Here is a 16,577-nt window from a genome sequence, read left to right as displayed (position 1 = left end):
CCTTTTCTGAAGATTTGGCGGCAGGGGTGCCTATTTTTCGGTGCCCCAGTCCATGAAGTCGACTGTGTAGTCAGCGACTTCCCAGCCGCGTTCTGGATTGTGGGTCATGGCCAGGTAGTAGATGCGTTGCTCGTTGCTGTATTCGGAGTTGAAGCCTTCGGCGATCCACCGCCACACGACTGGCACTTCTGTGTTCACGAATTCGTTGCTCACGTCGTCGCTTTCGGCTCCGTGGAGCGGTTCGCGGACTTTGACGGAGGGGATTGACCAGCCGTTTCGTTCTCCCCAGATCCGCCAGGGCTCGGTGGTTGTTGGTCGATCCGGGCCAGCGATTTTCGCGGTCAGTTCTGGAGACATCAGGCCACTGGCACGCAAGAGCGCTTTCGTTTCGTTGTAATCAGTGCCTGGATACCAGGTGGTGGCGATTTCTACGAATTTCTTGGCGACGACCTCGCGATTCGACCGGTCAACGTCGGAAACGTCGACAGCATATTCCGCAGGGTTGGCGCCGTCGAATGGGTTCTCACCCTCGATGATCGTGGGCATCGGTTCTTCCGAAGGGGTCGCCGTTTCGGTGGCATTGCGGCTGCCGAAGACTGCCCAGCCAGCTCCGGCCAGGACGGCCAGCAGCAGGAGGACGCAGCCGATGAGGATGAGACGGGCTTTGAGGAGTTTACGGTTGGCAGCCATTTAAAGAACTCGCTTCTCAATCAGGATGGGTATTGGGTCCAGGGTATGCTGACGGGTTGGCACATCGCCGGAGGCTTTAAAATCTGGTTTCCCAATCTGGAAATGATTATGAGATCCCGCAGCATTCCCGGTAGCGCCCTCGGTGCAAACTTGCGTACCTGCCTGCACTTTTTGGCCTTTTTTGACTTTCACGGATCCCTCGGCGCAGTGGTGAATTTCTATGTAGAAACCCTCTCCGCCGATCTGCTTGCCGAGAATCCAGGGTCCATACCAGTCCGACCAGTAGCCGTCTTTTCCAGCGTGGATGATTTCCATGTCCACAGGTGCTTGGTTCCTGCCGCCACCGCCCGTGGAAAAGTCGATGCCCTGGTGGTGGATAGTGTCGTAGTTGCAGTTGTTCGTTGGGCATGGACGCTTGCCGTAGCGCGACGTGATTTGCGAGCCAGGCAACGGGTGGACCCACTTGCCTGACTTCTCGAAATCAACGAGCTGGATGTCGTCGTTGTCCAATGGCTGGCATGAACCGGACTCGGAGTACTTGGTTTGAGCTAAGTTGATGATCTTTTGCACGTATCCCCGCGTTTCAGGAAATGGCGGGATGCCTCCATGCTTGGTTACGTTGCCTTCACCGGCGTTGTAGCCTGCGAGCACCAGCTCGGTCAGGTCGTTGCCGTCCTTGCCGACCAGGCCAGAATCTTCCATGTAGTCGGCCAGATACTTCAGGTACCGTCCTTGGGCTGCAATGGCATCATGGCCATTGAACCTGTCGCCTTTGCCGAAGACTGCCCAGGTGCCTGGCATGAACTGCGTCAGTCCGCCTGCTCCCACCGGCGAAACGGCTTTTTCATTCCAATTGGACTCGGCTTCAATCTGCGCAGCGTGAATCGCTAGGGGCAGTCCTGATACTTCGGCAGAGCGGGCAATGTCCTCGCGGTATTCTGCCGGGATAGCTTCGCCGTCAGCTTCACAGGAAATCGTGTTCTGGTTATCCTGGGCATCTGAATCGGTGGGGGTTGACCCGCCGATGGATGAAATCACGACGAACAAAAGCACAATGGCCAAGAGGAATCCGAGCATTCCTACGCCACCAAGCAGTGCGATTCCTTTACGCATCAGATGTCCTTGGCGCAGGTTTTGTACTGCTCGGCGGACTCGTTGACGAGGTCGACGTAGCGCAGCGTGCCTGGCGTTGCTGGAATTTCACCAGCGTTAGCAACTGCGTATTCCCCTGCGACCAGGGCCGCGATCACAAGGTTGGTGTCGTCGGCGCCGATGCCGTTCTTTCCCTTGACGACGTCTGCGACATGTTCCAAGTAGCCGCCCAGTGCGGCGATGTTGTGATGTCCGTTGAAGACGTCGCCTTGCCCGTACTTGTCCCAGACTTCTGGGGTCAGCAAGGCCAAGCTGCGGCCGTCGCCGACTGGCTCGTCGGCCATGATCTCCCAGTTGCTCTGGGTCTGGATGATTGCGGCAATAACGCTTGGATGCAGTCCGGATTTCTTGGCTGCATCGTGTACATCATCCTGGTACGACTGGGGCACAGTAGCTATGTTGCAGGGCTGCTTCGTCGTTGATGCCGGAGCGGTGGATTGTGCCGGTGCTTGCGCTGCCTCTTGCCTTGGCTCTGTGCAGGAGGTGAGTGCAGATCCTGCCAGAATCAGGATCCCAATCCCTGCACTAGCTTTGACCAGGTGGTTCGGCTTCATGTCTTGTCTCCTTGTTTCGCTCCGGAAGGTCTTAGCTCAGCCCATTCATGACGGCCGCTCCAGCGTGCAGGTACGCTTCTTGCGTCGCGGTGGACAGGGCGTCGAAGTTGATCATTCCGCCTGAGGTCAACTGCTTGTCGTATGGAATGACTTTGACTTCCCGTACCCATGGTTCAAGGTCGGCAATGCACTCGGCGGTGCTGCGGGTTGCTTCACTTCGGGGAAGCAGCTCAGTGATGACTGCAACCGAGTTGGCGAGCTTGTCTCCATGCCCTTGGGCACGCAGCGCATCGATGGTGGTCATTGCTCCAGCCATGGCATCTGATTTGTTGGCGGTAGCGATGACGAGGGTGTCAGCGGTCTGGACTGATGCCTTCCATGTGCCGGCGTTCGAGGCATTGCCCGTGTCGACGACGATCAAGTCATAGAAGCGGTGGAGGATTTCATACATGCGGTCGAAGGCCTGCGCGTCGATGACTTGCTTGTCGGATCCCTGGTCTTGTGACGGGAGCATGTAGAAACGGTTGTCGCCCTGGGACAGTACATACTGCTTGAGTTTGTGCGACAGCTCGGCATTCTGGAACTGGTCGATGTCGTGGAAGAGCTCGATGGCGGTCTTCACTGTGATCCCTGATGGGACGATGCCGCGTGAGAGCATGTTTCCTGCGTTCTCGTTGTTATCCCAGGCCAGGATGTTTCCACCTCGGACTCGACCGAAGATTGCACCGAGAATATAGCTCAATGTCGTTTTGCTGACTCCGCCCTTGACGTCAACTACAGCGATGCAGCGGTGCTCGCTCAAAGACTTCTGCACGACGGCGCGTGCGAGGCGCAGTAGCTTTTCGTGCTTTCCTGGGGCCAGCCGCAAATGCAGGAAGCGATTGAGCGCTCCAAGGAAGCCGTCCAGGGCAGGTGCAACCATTTGGGATTTGGTTTCCGCGCGCGTGGCGAAAGCACGTGCCGCACTTTCCGGCCGATCTGGTGATCCTTGGGCTGCCGGGGCATCTGATTCAGCGACAACTGTTGAAGCAGAATTGTTCTCGGCTATCACTGGAGGATTGTCTTGCGCCTCGGTTGCTTGCGGTTCTTCGGTCATTTCTTCCGACGTTGCAGGCGCAGGGATGGATTCACCGGGATCCTGCTCTTGTGCTGGCGAGGCATCGTCTTTGGCTGCTGGCTGTGCAGGTGCCGTTTTTTCCGGTGCAGGAGCGGGCACCTGGATGCCGTCCAGCGCTTCAAAGTCGGAGATGATCAGCAGGTCTGGCAACGGGTGTCCAGGGTCGGCCGAGATGTCCCGGGATGCGGTGATAGCGGATTCGAAGGTGTCGAATTTGTAGCCGCCAAGCTCATTGCCAAACGAGAACATGGTCACTCGTAGGGTAATGGCCTGTCGACGCTGGGTGGGGGTGATTTTGGTTTCCACTGGGTGCAGCTTGACGACGTCATTGTCCAGGCCAATTGTCCAGGCGCTGACCGTCCAGGGCACGTCGGCGTTGCGGTCCATGAGCAGGTGCATTGTGCCGTTCTGGTTGTTGCGCTTGTGGGTGCGCAGTACGCGTAGTACGTCGTTGAAGGATTCTACGTGGATCGTTGTGCCGTCACGGGATTCCAGCTCGTATTTTGCTGCATTCAAGGTGATTGTGTGAAGCGCGCTCATGAGTGTCACATTCCTTACTTCGTCGGGGCGGAAATTCACTGTTGAATCGCCTTATCCGAAGAATTCGTGTGTCACAACGCGAGAAAGGTGGATAGCGGATCGCGTTTGCTGGATCCTGCTATCCACCCTTTGGCTGGTGCTCAGTGCGTCGCGTGCTGCTGACTTGCCTGGCGCGCGAGCTGTTGCTCTTGGAGCTGTTGACGTTGCTGTTCTTCTTGCCGGTACTCCATCGCCGACTTGACCATCAAGTCTGGTCGCCTTCCTTGCCAGGTCTGGTTCTGCGTCCTCACGATTGGGGTGCTGGAATATCCCTCTTCACGTAACTTCTCTAAGACTTTAGCGTTGGCTGGGTTGGAGAGATTCACGTACTCAGCGGGGATTCCCTGGCGTTCATAGTACTTGCGAGTTTCCTCGCAGTAGCTGCAGTCATCTTGTCCATAGACGGTGATTGACATGATGTCCTCATTCCTTGTGCTGTCCGGCTGCTGGTTAGAAGGGGTTCTCGGTTTCAATGGTTTCGGCCGCTTTCTGTTTCGCGGAGACGGCACCGGTGGTGACTACTTCGTAGACTTCGTGCGCGTCCATGTCTTTGTAGTCGATCCACCAGCCTGATTTGGTCAAGGTTCGAGCTGCGTCCAGAACCTCGTCGATTTGCTCGTCGTTTCCGTCCAGGTGCTCTAGGCCGGCGGCCAAGCATTGATACCGGATTCGTGTTGCCCAAGGGATTTGTTTTTCGCTGCCTTCCAGCTCCGGGAGGTCGTGTTCATCCTCGAAGACTTCCGCTTCGGCGAGCAGTTCTGCATTGTCCTTGGCGAGTTCTTCTTTCCCCTTGGCTCTGAAGCATTTAGAGCATTTGAAGGTCTTCCCCATCCAGGTCGCCTTATTAGCCCGTTTGCCTGCTGGCGTTGTTGCCAGGTCTTTGACCTCACTATGTCCGCAGGTGAACTTGATCTTGTACTTCGTTGCGACAGCCATGCCGTAGTCCTTTCGATTGCAGGTTCAATGCCTGTTAATCGTCACTAGAGGCTAGGAGCGGGTGTCATGCCTTGGAATGCGTTTCGTCTCGGTGCTGTTCTTTGAGGGCAACGAGGGCACGAGCCGTTGCCTGAGCAACCGTGTCACGGGACGGTAGCGCTTGAACTGCCGGGGCCAGATGCGCGGTATTACCTCGTGTGTAAATGCGCGTCGTGGAGATGGACGCGTGGCCGAGAAGTTCTTGAACCAGGATGAGGTCGCGGGTTGCGGCAAAAATGTCTGTTGCGAAGCGGTGTCGCAGGCTGTGGCCGCCAGGTCGGCCTGTTCCCAGGAGGTCGCTGAGCCGCTGGCTGACTGACGCGGGGAGATAGTGTCCGGTGGGATTTTTCGTTGATGGGAAGACCCAACCGATCGGGATGTGGGGCAAGAGCGGTTTAAGCATGTCGTGAATCGGTACGTAGCGGACTTTGTCGCCTTTGCCTTGTACTCTGATCTGATCGTCTTCAAAATCGCTGGTGTGAAGCGATGCTATTTCCACTGCGCGGAGCCCGGCATAGAGTGCTAGGACGATCATGATGACGTCAGTCAATCGACGGCATCGTTGCATTGCGTCGTCGATGAATTCGAGTGGTGTCGGGTGCGGCGTCCCGACGGGGACTCTGATTTTCGGGATTGATTTAACGGGGCTGCTATCTGTCTGCTCCGTGTTCTCTCCCCATTTATAGAGAGTGACTAAGGCGTCCCGGACATTCTTTTTCGTTGATGGCGCTTTGCCTGCCTCGATGATGAATCGGCTGACGTGTTGATGCTGTGCTTGCCAAGGTGATGCGACATCGTTTTTGGATAACCAATTCACGTACCTGTGCGCGTAGTACATCCGGTTTTTCACGCTGGTTGGCATGAGGAATGTTGTTAGCCAGTTCTTGTATGAATCCAGATTGAAATCCTGCGTCATTTCACGATTGTGACTAGTGAGTAGGGGTCTAGTCGAGACGATGTTGAAATAAGGCGCTTCATACTCGGTCATGAATTGTTAAGGGCAAAACTTTGGCCCAGCTGCAGGAGCTGGGCCATGTAAATCGAGAGTGCTTACTGGGAAATCATCTTTGATTTACCGATCAATAACGCAACCCACGCGATTGTCCCGAAAATTGCGAGGCTGAGGACGGTTCCGTCTGACTGGTAGCCACTACCGCCGACGACTCCAATCCACCCGTACAGTGCTACCAGGAATGCAGCGATGATTGCTGAGTTCATCATTCCCTGGATGGGATTGAGGATGAAAGCGATGACGCAGGCAACTAACCCGCCGATGATCCACAGTCCCGTGATAACTACTGGAGCCAACATGATTCATGTTTCCTATCTGTGCATGGTGCTGAAGTTCGTCGTCTTACTTGTCTAGCAGGCGCCACCGACAACTAGTCGTTCGCCTTGCCTGCTGCGCCGATGTAGACCTGCTATGGGCCAGTAAGTAGCACTTCAGGACTGGAGGGTATGAAGTCGGGGATTCCGAGGTCCTGCATCACACGAAATGCGCTCATTGCGTCCTTATCCCAGATGTTGAGCTGGCCCAAATGGTAGGCAAGTTCGCGGTCCACTTGTTGCAGTGACAAAGCTAGTTCTTTGGGGTCCGTGGAGGTGAAGCGTACGGCCTTTAGGTTGTCGGCTGACTGGTCGAGAGCTTGGATTAGTAGGTTGGTGCTCATGAGTAGTTCCTCCGTGGTTATGCGTGGATTGATGCGACTGAACTAATAACCCAATAGCCGATTCGCGGTAACGGATCAATAACATGGGTTTGACTTGCGCATATGCGAGAATCGTTAGTGCCGTCAGATAACGGATAATCGAAGGGTTACTGGTTCAAGTCCAGTTGGAGGAGCCAAGAAAAAACTTCCCAGTTACTTAGGTAGCTGGGAAGTTTTTTGTTTTCCCCGCGTTGAGTGCGGATGACGTATTTAAACTGAAATCCCGTCACAGGCTGGATCTCCTATAACCTCAGGTGATTAGACGATAGACTTTCGAATCGTTAACAGTTACACCCATAGCATGAGTTCGGGCTGTGGGTTTTACGCCTGAAGACTGAGTCGATTGAGGTAGCCGGGGTGTTAGCGTGAGATACACCGGTTGCTGCGCGATCGAGAATATGGAGAAACCATGACTGAAGCTGAATCGACGCAAGCTGACGAAAGCCTGAAGTCGAGCGTCAAGAGTGCTAAGGCGCAGGTTGAAGGACTCAAGGAGCTTGTTCCGCAACAGCTCTCGGATGAAATCAAGCTCGCGACAACTGTACTCAAGGGCAAGGGAATCAGCCTTGGCATGGCAGCAGCACTCGCTGGTGCTGCACTCGTCGTAGTTTCGCTTTTTGTCGTTGCCGTCGTAGTGACCTTGGTAAATGTTTTGGCTATTTGGCTGCCTGGATGGGCTGCGGCGTTGATCGTTGCTGGCTTCTTCCTGCTAGTCGCAGCCATTTTGGGCTTGGTTGGATACGCCAAGGTCAAGAAGGCGCTGCCGCTTAAGCCAGAAGCAGCCATTAGAGGTATTCGCCATGACTTGGGCGTGCTCAAGGATGGTAGCGAGTTCGACGTCAGCACGCTCGATGAACCGCTGAAGAAGAAGCCTGAAGATGCCGAAGAAAGCGACAAGAAGAAGGAACCAAAGCCGCCGGCACCAAGTGCTGACGAACTGATCCTCCGGACCCGTCGTCGTCGCCGCCAGATTCAGGCGCTGCGCGACAACCTTGGCGAGAGCGTTCAGGCGCCTCTGGCCAAGATCGATAAAGTACGCTCCTTTACGCAAAGCGCCGGAGACAAAGTTTCCGGTGCGGCCGCCAAGGCTCGTGGATTCGTCCGACCTGCGTCTTCGTCTTCCGAAGATCAATCGGAGGCTGACAGAGCCAATGGCCAACGCCTAGAACAGGCACGACCGTACCTTGTGATGGCAGGTTCAACGCTGGCACTGGGTGCAGTTATTCGCGCCCTATTCAAGCGCTCCTGAGTTATCGGCTGGCGGAGCAGCGCTACGGAGTCTACTGGAACTGAGCTGCCCCGTCATGTACGAAGAATTTAGGCTAGAAAGGCACTGACATGGTCTGGATCGCTATTGCAGCGGCACTATGCAGTGCCTTTTGTCTTGCGTTTGGCGCCCACTTCCAATCCATCGCGGTTCGCAATTCCGTTGATGGGCTGGAACTGACCCTCAAGAACGCTGGAAAGCTCGCTACCAATAAGGGCTGGATGGGCGGACTGCTTCTGATGATCCTGGGCATGGCATTGAACGTCTTCGCCTTGGCCAGCGCGCCACTGACGGTGGTGCAGCCAATTGGTGCCATCGCCCTGGTCATTACAGCGATGGTCAATGCCAGGGAAACGGGCATTACGATGAATCGCCCTACGGTGATGGCGATCATCAGCTGCATGCTTGGTTCAGTCGGATTCGTCCTGTTGGCAGTGACCGCAACCAATAGCAATCATGCAGTCACCGAAGAGCAATCGCACCTGATCGAAATGATCCTCGCTGGGGTGGTGGCAATCGTGGGATTGGCCACGATCCTCTTCCATCGAAAGCTCGGCGCAATCTTCTTTATCGTGGGCGCAGGCGTGCTCTTTGGATTCGTCGCAGTCCTGGTGCGAACCATCGCCATCGCGGTTCTGGGAATTGGCAACAGCAGCTTCCTGCAGTTGCCATGGATCGCAGGTTTAGCTGTTGTCGTAGCAGGTCTTCTCGGTTCTTATTTTGTTCAAAAGGCCTACTCAAAGGGGCCTCCCGAATTGGTGATTGCGGGCTTGACCGTTATTGACCCGATCATCGGCATTGCTATTGGGGCCAGTATCCTCGGCGAATTGCGCCCCGATGTCCCAGTGCTTGTCACGGTGCTGATGCTCGTTGCCGCGGCTCTTGCCATTGTGGGTGTAGCTGCCTTGTCCCGCCACCACCCGGACGTTATCGAGCGGCGCAACCGGGCTGAAGCTGATAAACAACTGCCAGAGTCGAAATAGACTGAAGATCCAGACTTTTCATCAAACCCAAATTCTTGTGAACGACTAAGGATGCCCGTGGCCAAGGAAAAACCACTGACCATTGTCATTGCAGCTGACACCTATCCTCCGGATGTGAATGGCGCAGCGATGTTTTGCTACCGTCTCGCCACCGAGATGCATGCACGTGGTCACCGGGTGCATGTGCTTGCGGTACGCGGAAACAAGGGCAAAACCTTCACGGAAATCCGGGACGAGGCCATCGTGCACCGGTTGGAATCCCATTCGGTGCCAACCCACGAGTATTTCCGAATCGCCTTCCCATGGGAAGTGAACAAGCAGATCGACAAGCTGCTTTCCGAGATCAAGCCGGATGTTATCCACGCGCAAAGCCACTACATGATTGGCCAGCGCGCCATCGGGTGGGCTCGAAAAAACAAGGTCCGCTCGGTGGCGACCAATCACTTCATGCCGGAGAACCTTGATCCATTCCTGCCTTTCCCGCGCTGGTTCAAGCGCATCGTGGCCCATAATTCCTGGAGGGACATGGGCAAAATTTTCGGCCGGGCCAATGCAGTCACCACGCCGACTCCCTTGGCCGCCAAAGCAATGCGCGAACGGGCGAAGCTGATGAATGTTCTGCCCCTGTCCAACGGCATTGAAGTCGGCAATTACGAGCTGGCCCCGGGGGAGGAGATCATGAAGAATGATTTTCCAACGATCCTTTTCGCTGGGCGGCTAGCCGTTGAGAAGAATATTAACGAACTGATCGAGGCATTGCCCCTGATGCGCGAAGTGCCCAATGCAATCATCGAGATCGTTGGCGGTGGCGAGCAGCGGAGCATCCTTGAAAAGATCGCTGATGAGCTCAAGATTCGCGACCGGGTGCGCTTCCTGGGGCACGTCAGTGATGAAGAGCTGCGCCAGGCTTACCTGCGCTGCGACGTTTTCTGCCAGCCAGGCACCGCTGAACTGCAATCGCTGGTGACACTTGAAGCGCTCTCGGCGTCCAAGCCTGTTGTCTTGGCCAACGCGATGGCCCTGCCGCATCTTGTTGATGAAGGTGTCAACGGCTACATGTTCAAGCCAGGGGATCGGCAGGACCTGGCGGAGAAGCTGGACAGGGTTCTGTCCATGGATGAGGCGCAGCGCATGAAGTTCGGCGAGGCCGGACACCGCAAGGTGCTGAACCACGCGCAAAAGAAAACCATGAACTCCTTCGAAGCGCTTTATCGAGGCGAAGAAGTCTCAACGCACTGACGCGTGCGACCGGTTGCGGTGAGCCAAATCGGTGTTTGGGGTAGTGATGCCCTAGAATATTTCGAGTGTGGTTGTGGCTATACGTTGCGGACACATGTGGGGAGTTAGCTCAGTTGGTTAGAGCAGGGGACTCATAATCCCTTGGTCATGGGTTCAAGTCCCATACTCCCTACCGATGAAAGTCGCCCGATAATTCGTGTCAACGAGTTGTCGGGCGATTTGCATTTCAGTCCCCGTGATCTTTGGGAAGGCGCTGGCCCTGGTGTGGGGAAAAATCAGGGCGGGCCTCTGGGGTTCTGCCCATAGCCATATTCTCAAAAGTCGTGCTGGCATCGCGCAGCGGTTCGAAGCCTTCGCGAAGTTTTCCAGCGCGGCGTGCAACGATGAGCCTGCGGGTGAAGCCGGCTACCAGCGCCAGGGTAAAAAGAATCCAGGCAATCATTCCGAAACCAGGTTTGTCCCCGTCTTGCCACAAGCCGTAGATAACGCCAAGGAGCAAGGCGATGGCGCACCCGGTGAGGATCAGCGCTTTTTTCATGGCCCGCCCGACTCCTCCTCGCCTCTGCCCAGATTCCTTCCATCGTACGGCGCTCGTCAAGGAAAACAGCAGGAACACTGCTGCCTATGGGTGCAGCGGCAACAGGATTGACGGTCGCATATCGCGAATGAGCAGGACCGGATCAATGTATTCGCCATTCAAGCGCACACCCCAGTGGATGCATCGCGCCGAGCAGTGGGCCCCGGTGGACACGGTGCCTACCTGCGCTCCGGCATCAACCCAATCGCCCGCTTTGGCGATTGCCTGGACCGGTTCGAGGCTGGTTTTGAATCCGTTCCCATGATCGATAACCATCACGGGGCGATCCACCAAAGTTGATGCGAAGGTGACCTGCCCTCGATGTGGAGCAAAAACCTTGTCGCCTTCACTTGCCGCCAGATCAACGCCACGATGTCCGGGCAGCCAATTTTCCGCTGGCTTGTCGAAGGGTTCAGTGATCTTTGGCTCACCCGCTAGCGGCCACCGCCAGCCGTTGGCTGTTGCGAGCGAAGCATGAGGCAGTGGTGCGAGTTGTTCTGGCAGTGAGGCACCGCTGGCAGCGAGCGCGAGGCTGATGGCGAGCAACAGGAATTTGGCTTGTTTCAATGCGGCTTGGGTTTTCATCTATTCAGCGTCCGGCGTCGTCCACCGGGTGGATAAGAAGTCGAGCCGAAATGTGGGTAATCCGATGGGCTCCAGATCACGGTTCTGCGTGCTGTGCGAAGCGCGGGGTGTAGTACACTTTAAACAGCAGTTTCCTGTCATAGGTGTGTCCAAAATTGGATGCAACAGGCAAGAGATTGACTTCGCGTATGAGGTTCCATGGCCAACTAGGGCTGTGGCCCGAGGTTCCAGTGGTCCGAGAGAATCGGTGGACTGACGGCGAGATGCCAAGCATCTTCGGCTCTCATACTAGGGCGGGTAACCACAATGGCTATCTGCATCAACCCGAACAAACAAGAGCAGTTACCGCGGGCGCACGTGTGCCCGGTCCGCCACTGCTGAAAGGAGTTGCGACATGCCAGTCGTAACCATGCGAGAGCTGCTTGACAGCGGCGTCCACTTCGGCCACCAGACCCGTCGCTGGAACCCAAAGATGAAGCGCTTCATCTTCACCGAGCGCAACGGCATCTACATCATCGACCTGCAGCAGTCGCTGTCGTTCATCGACCGCGCTTACGAGTTCGTGAAGCAGACTGTTGCTCACGGCGGCACCGTACTGTTCGTTGGTACCAAGAAGCAGGCTCAGGAATCCATTGCTGAGCAGGCTAACCGCGTTGGCCAGCCATACGTGAACCAGCGCTGGCTCGGCGGTATGCTGACCAACTTCCAGACCGTCTCCAAGCGCGTTCAGCGCATGAAGGAACTGGAAGAGATCAACTTCGAGGACGTTGCTGGCTCCGGTCACACCAAGAAGGAACTGCTGCTGCTCAAGCGCGAGCTGACCAAGCTGCAGAACAACCTCGGTGGTATCCGCAACCTGACCCGCACCCCTTCCGCTATCTGGATCGTTGACACCAAGAAAGAACACTTGGCTATCGACGAAGCCCAGAAGCTGGGCATCCCAGTTGTGGCCATCCTGGACACCAACTGCGATCCAGACGAGGTTACCTACCCAATCCCAGGCAACGACGACGCTATCCGCTCCGTCAACCTGCTGACCCGCGTTGTTGCTGACGCTGTGGCCGAAGGCCTCATCGCCAAGAACAACAAGGCTGCAGGCAAGACCGAGGGTGCCGCTGAGCCAATGGCTGAGTGGGAGCGCGAACTGCTTGAGGGCGAAAAGGCCAAGGCTGAGGCTCCTGCTGAGGAAGCTGCAACCGAGATTGGCGAAGCCAAGTAGTCACCTGCGTGACTCTAGGAGTTTGCCTCGGGACACTAGCGTGTTGATTGAGGCAAGCTCCGCCAAGTCTTGTGGGACGGGCCGGAAAACCGACCCGTCCCACAAGCAAATCAAACTTGAAACTCCTAGCTGAATGGGATTGCACGTGGCAAACTACACCGCTGCTGATATCAAGGCACTGCGCGAGCGCACTGGCGCCGGCATGATGGACGTTAAGAAGGCTCTGGACGAGGCAAACGGCGACGCCGAGAAGGCCATCGAGATCATTCGCGTCAAGGGCCTGAAGGGCGCTACCAAGCGCGAAGGCCGTTCGACCGCTGAAGGCCTGGTTGCTGCCAAGGTCGAAGGCAACGTCGGCGTCATGGTCGAGATCAACTGCGAGACCGACTTCGTCGCAAAGAACGAGAAGTTCATCGCTCTGGCTGCCAAGGTCCTGGATGCCGCTGTGGCTTCCGGCGCTGCAGATGCAGAAGCACTGCTGGCTTACGAGCTGGACGGCAAGACCATCGGCGACACCGTCATCGAAGAGGGCGCAATCCTCGGCGAGAAGATCGTTGTCCGCCGCGTTGCCCGCATCGAGGGTGCCAAGGTTGCCGCTTACCTGCACAAGACCAGCAAGGACCTGCCAGCTCAGGTTGGCGTTCTGATGGCTGTGGATGCAGACAGCGAAGCTGCTGCAACCGTTGCGCACGACGTTGCTGTGCACACCGCTGCAATGGCTCCAACCTACCTGTCCCGCGAAGAGGTTCCAGCAGATAAGGTCGCCGACGAGCGCCGTATCGCTGACGAAACCGCTCGCGCAGAGGGCAAGCCAGAAGCTGCCTTGGCCAAGATCGTTGAAGGCCGCCTGACCGGCTTCTTCAAGGAGATCGTCCTGGTTGACCAGGCTTTCGCCAAGGACGCCAAGAAGTCCGTTGCCAAGGTCTTCGAAGAAGCTGGCACCAAGCCAGTTGCTTTCGCTCGCTTCCGCGTCGGCGCCTAAGCTTTAAAGCTTCAGGCACTGAATAACACGCACTAAGCGGCACGCGCTCAGAGGAATCTGAGTGCCCAGGATCAAAGGGAGGTGGGCACCGAGAAATAACTCGGTGGCTCGCCTCCCTTTTCTTGAGCCCGGATCACAAGATAACTTGGGAACCGGGACGTACTACCCCCAGCTTGATTCCGACCTCCAGGAGTAAGACAACTTATGCCAGCCACCCCAGAAACCAAACGTCGTCGCGTCCTGCTCAAGCTCTCCGGTGAGGTGTTCGGCGGTGGCAAGGTCGGCGTTGACCCGGACACCGTGCGTGGCGTTGCCCAGCAGATCGCCCAGACCGTAGGCGAAGTAGAAGTAGCCATCGTTGTTGGCGGCGGCAACTTCTTCCGCGGCGCCGAGCTGTCAGCCGCAGGCATGGACCGCTCCCGCGCCGACTACATGGGCATGCTCGGCACAGTCATGAACTGCCTGGCCCTGCAGGACTTCCTGGAGCAGTGCGGCGTTGAAACCCGCGTGCAGTCGGCCATCGCCATGGCACAGGTTGCCGAGAACTACATTCCGCGCCGGGCCATCCGCCACATGGAGAAGGACCGCGTTGTCATCTTCGGTGCAGGCGCCGGCTTGCCTTACTTCTCCACCGATACCGTCGCCGCCCAGCGTGCGCTGGAAGTGGACGCCGACGAGGTGCTGATGGCAAAGTCGGGTGTTGACGGCGTATACACCGCCGACCCGAAGACCGATCCAACCGCAACCAAGCTGGACACCCTGACCTACAACGAGGCCCTGCTGAAGAACATCCGCGTGATGGACCAGACCGCCATGACCATGTGCCAGGACAACAAGCTGGACATGCTCGTCTTCGGCATGGAAGGCGAAGGAAACGTCGCCGCGGCTATTCGCGGCGAGCGGATCGGCACCACCGTCACCGTTTAATCGGTGATCGTGGCCTAGGATTGAAGTAGATTTAATTTCCCGTTGCGGAAGCACAGATGAAGTACTTGAGGAGTACCGGTGATTGAGGAAACGCTGGCGGAAACCGCCGAAAAGATGGAACGCACCATTGACGCCGCCAAGGAGGACTTCGCGACGATTCGTACCGGTCGCGCCCACCCGGGCATGTACTCGAAGGTCATGGTCGACTACTACGGTTCGCCAACCCCGCTGCAGCAGCTGGCATCCTTCGCTGTTCCCGAAGCACGCACCATCACCATCACCCCATTTGACGTCACCGCCATGCGTGAAATCGAAAAGGCGCTGGGCGATCCCGAGGTTGGTGCCAACCCTTCCTCCGACGGCAAGATGATCCGCGTGACCCTTCCGGTCTTGACCGAGGAACGCCGCAAGGAATACGTCAAGCTGGCCAAGGCCAAGGGCGAGGACGCACGAGTTGCGCTGCGCAACCACCGTCGCAAGGCCAAGGATGCCATCGACAAGCTGGTCAAGGATGGCGAAATCGGCGAAGACGAAGGCACCCGTGCAGAAAAGGACCTCGACGCGCTGACCAAGAAGCACGTTGATTCAGTCGACGAGATCGTGAAGAAAAAAGAAGCCGAGCTGCTGGACGTCTAATGCCAGGCTCGACAGAGAACACTGAGGGCAACGCTTCGGCGGTGCCCTCAGTGGCATCCGGTAATCTCCAGCCGATGACTCGGCGTGAGGCTCGTGCACTGCGTGAAGCCGAGGCCAAGGCCTCAAAGCGCGCCGGCAAGACCCGTCGCGACGCCGGCCAGGAGCTGGCCACGACCGGCGGCAACGAGCCTGCATCGGATTCGGCAGAAGCATCGAAGCCCGGCGTTGCCAAGCTCCAGCCCGCCGCTGTCACGGAGCATGAGGCCGAAGACAAGGCTCATGCCGCCCATGCCAAGCGGCGCGCCAGAATAGTTTTCGAAGCCGACTCGGTGCGCTCGAAGCCGGCGCCGCCGCACAGCGATTCCGAGGACCTGGCTGAAACCGGCGAGCCCGATGCGCAAGAAGCGGCGATCCCGCCCGAGCTTTTGATCGGCAACCCGGAACCCAAGGCCTCGCGCGCAGGACGCAACCTGCCGGCAGCTATCGGCGTGGGTGTGGTGCTGCTCGGTGTGGTGCTCGCGGGATTGTTCCTTTACGAGCCGCTGCTGGTCTTTGCGGTCGTTGCGCTCAGCGGCATCGGCTGCTGGGAAGTTGCCCGGGCCACGACCCACGCCAAAACCGCGGTTCCCCAGGTGCCGTTGTACCTGGCCTCGCTGCTGCTTCCGGTCAGCGCCGTGCTCGGTGATGTCGAGGCCCTGGGCTTCAGCTTTGTGGCCTGCATCCTCGTCGCCCTGCTCTTCAGGCTCATGGAGGGGCTCAAGGGCGCGGTCGCCTCGGTGATGAGCAGCGTCTTCATCATCAGCTGGATCCCGTTGCTCTTGTCCTTCGCGCTGCTGATGCTCGAAGGGGAGAACGGCCAGTGGCTGATTGCCACGATCCTGCTGCTGGCAGTGGCCAACGATACCTTCGGGTACATCGTGGGAGTGCTGATCGGCAAGCACCCGATGGCGCCGAAGATCTCGCCCAAGAAGTCCTGGGAGGGCTTTGGCGGCTCGATGGCCGGTTCCATGGCCATCGGCGCATGCGCCATGGTGTTCTGGCTCGACATGCCTTGGTGGACCGGTGTCATCCTGGCCTTGTTCACCACCATTGCGGCCACCACCGGCGACTTCGCGGAGTCGATGGTGAAGCGTGAATTGGGCATCAAGGACATGAGCAACCTGCTCCCGGGCCACGGCGGAATCATGGATCGATTGGATTCGGTGCTCTTCGTGATCCCCCTGGGATACCTGATTTCGCACCTGCTGGCCTGGAGCGTTGCGGTCTTGTGATCTGCCAACGGCACCGCCGCGGGTGTGGCCATTGAGCCAAGTGGGGCTCGAGCAAATAGAATGGATGGGGTGCCGCCGTCGGGCGGCACGCCACTGACATCTCTCTAGAGAAAAA

Annotated in this window: 19 protein-coding genes and 1 tRNA gene; 9 read left to right on the top strand and 11 right to left on the bottom strand. The window is 57.4% G+C overall.

The window, feature by feature from the left end; all coding sequences use genetic code 11:
- Nucleotides 1-30: 30 nt before the first annotated feature.
- The 9 genes from H6F58_RS04690 to H6F58_RS04650 form a co-directional block, all read right to left on the bottom strand.
- Complete coding sequence (locus H6F58_RS04690) at nt 31-690, bottom strand: hypothetical protein (RefSeq protein ID WP_195181210.1); 660 nt, start codon at nt 688-690, stop codon at nt 31-33.
- Entirely contained in the window at nt 691-1,803 is a 1,113-nt protein-coding gene (locus H6F58_RS04685) for a transglycosylase SLT domain-containing protein (RefSeq protein ID WP_195181209.1), read from the bottom strand.
- Nucleotides 1,803-2,396, bottom strand: a complete 594-nt coding sequence (locus H6F58_RS04680) for a hypothetical protein (RefSeq protein ID WP_195181208.1) — start codon at nt 2,394-2,396, stop codon at nt 1,803-1,805. Before H6F58_RS04680 ends, H6F58_RS04685 begins: the two co-directional genes overlap by 1 nt.
- A gap of 31 nt (nt 2,397-2,427) precedes the next feature.
- Entirely contained in the window at nt 2,428-4,053 is a 1,626-nt protein-coding gene (locus H6F58_RS04675) for an AAA family ATPase (protein ID WP_195181207.1), read from the bottom strand.
- Nucleotides 4,054-4,193: 140 nt separating this feature from the next.
- Nucleotides 4,194-4,508: a glutaredoxin family protein gene (locus tag H6F58_RS04670; RefSeq protein WP_195181206.1), complete on the bottom strand. Its 315-nt coding sequence runs from the start codon at nt 4,506-4,508 to the stop codon at nt 4,194-4,196.
- Nucleotides 4,509-4,542: 34 nt separating this feature from the next.
- On the bottom strand, nt 4,543-5,028 hold the full coding sequence (locus tag H6F58_RS04665; protein ID WP_195181205.1) for a hypothetical protein: 486 nt from the start codon (nt 5,026-5,028) through the stop codon (nt 4,543-4,545).
- A gap of 64 nt (nt 5,029-5,092) precedes the next feature.
- The gene (locus H6F58_RS04660; protein ID WP_206693462.1) at nt 5,093-5,983 is read right to left on the bottom strand and encodes a tyrosine-type recombinase/integrase; all 891 of its coding nucleotides are present in this window, start codon (nt 5,981-5,983) and stop codon (nt 5,093-5,095) included.
- Nucleotides 5,984-6,117: 134 nt separating this feature from the next.
- Nucleotides 6,118-6,378, bottom strand: a complete 261-nt coding sequence (locus H6F58_RS04655; RefSeq protein ID WP_195181203.1) for a hypothetical protein — start codon at nt 6,376-6,378, stop codon at nt 6,118-6,120.
- A gap of 110 nt (nt 6,379-6,488) precedes the next feature.
- Entirely contained in the window at nt 6,489-6,737 is a 249-nt protein-coding gene (locus tag H6F58_RS04650) for a hypothetical protein (RefSeq protein WP_195181202.1), read from the bottom strand.
- Nucleotides 6,738-7,185: 448 nt separating this feature from the next.
- Between H6F58_RS04650 and H6F58_RS04645 the strand changes: the two genes are divergently transcribed.
- From H6F58_RS04645 to H6F58_RS04630, 4 genes are all read left to right on the top strand, one after another.
- Nucleotides 7,186-8,025, top strand: a complete 840-nt coding sequence (locus tag H6F58_RS04645; protein WP_146277969.1) for a phage holin family protein — start codon at nt 7,186-7,188, stop codon at nt 8,023-8,025.
- Between the two features lie 89 nt (nt 8,026-8,114).
- The gene (locus tag H6F58_RS04640; RefSeq protein WP_060701013.1) at nt 8,115-9,026 is read left to right on the top strand and encodes a DMT family transporter; all 912 of its coding nucleotides are present in this window, start codon (nt 8,115-8,117) and stop codon (nt 9,024-9,026) included.
- Nucleotides 9,027-9,077: 51 nt separating this feature from the next.
- Complete coding sequence (locus H6F58_RS04635) at nt 9,078-10,265, top strand: glycosyltransferase (RefSeq protein ID WP_146277971.1); 1,188 nt, start codon at nt 9,078-9,080, stop codon at nt 10,263-10,265.
- 98 nt (nt 10,266-10,363) lie between these two features.
- Nucleotides 10,364-10,437 (top strand) — tRNA-Ile (locus tag H6F58_RS04630).
- Between the two features lie 54 nt (nt 10,438-10,491).
- On the opposite strand, the gene H6F58_RS04625 is transcribed toward H6F58_RS04630, so the two are convergent.
- Nucleotides 10,492-10,803: a hypothetical protein gene (locus H6F58_RS04625; RefSeq protein WP_195181201.1), complete on the bottom strand. Its 312-nt coding sequence runs from the start codon at nt 10,801-10,803 to the stop codon at nt 10,492-10,494.
- A gap of 84 nt (nt 10,804-10,887) precedes the next feature.
- Nucleotides 10,888-11,427, bottom strand: a complete 540-nt coding sequence (locus tag H6F58_RS04620; protein ID WP_195181200.1) for a M23 family metallopeptidase — start codon at nt 11,425-11,427, stop codon at nt 10,888-10,890.
- A gap of 394 nt (nt 11,428-11,821) precedes the next feature.
- On the opposite strand from H6F58_RS04620, the gene rpsB reads away from it, so the two are divergent.
- The 5 genes from rpsB to H6F58_RS04595 all read left to right on the top strand — a co-directional run bounded on the left by rpsB (nt 11,822) and on the right by H6F58_RS04595 (nt 16,462).
- Nucleotides 11,822-12,646: a 30S ribosomal protein S2 gene (rpsB, locus tag H6F58_RS04615; protein WP_195181199.1), complete on the top strand. Its 825-nt coding sequence runs from the start codon at nt 11,822-11,824 to the stop codon at nt 12,644-12,646.
- A gap of 145 nt (nt 12,647-12,791) precedes the next feature.
- The gene (tsf, locus tag H6F58_RS04610) at nt 12,792-13,628 is read left to right on the top strand and encodes a translation elongation factor Ts (RefSeq protein WP_060703309.1); all 837 of its coding nucleotides are present in this window, start codon (nt 12,792-12,794) and stop codon (nt 13,626-13,628) included.
- A gap of 204 nt (nt 13,629-13,832) precedes the next feature.
- On the top strand, nt 13,833-14,555 hold the full coding sequence (gene pyrH / locus H6F58_RS04605; RefSeq protein WP_060701017.1) for a UMP kinase: 723 nt from the start codon (nt 13,833-13,835) through the stop codon (nt 14,553-14,555).
- A 78-nt stretch (nt 14,556-14,633) separates the two neighbouring features.
- On the top strand, nt 14,634-15,191 hold the full coding sequence (gene frr / locus H6F58_RS04600) for a ribosome recycling factor (RefSeq protein WP_060701018.1): 558 nt from the start codon (nt 14,634-14,636) through the stop codon (nt 15,189-15,191).
- Between the two features lie 74 nt (nt 15,192-15,265).
- Nucleotides 15,266-16,462 (top strand): phosphatidate cytidylyltransferase, encoded by a 1,197-nt coding sequence (locus tag H6F58_RS04595; RefSeq protein ID WP_195181306.1) that lies wholly within the window; start codon nt 15,266-15,268, stop codon nt 16,460-16,462.
- Nucleotides 16,463-16,577 lie beyond the last annotated feature (115 nt).

It is taken from the genome of Glutamicibacter sp. FBE19, from assembly GCF_015524875.1.
Taxonomy (GTDB): Bacteria; Actinomycetota; Actinomycetes; order Actinomycetales; family Micrococcaceae; genus Glutamicibacter; species Glutamicibacter halophytocola.
The sequence above is the reverse complement of the archived record's forward strand: the minus strand, read 5'-3'. Positions and strand labels throughout refer to the sequence as shown.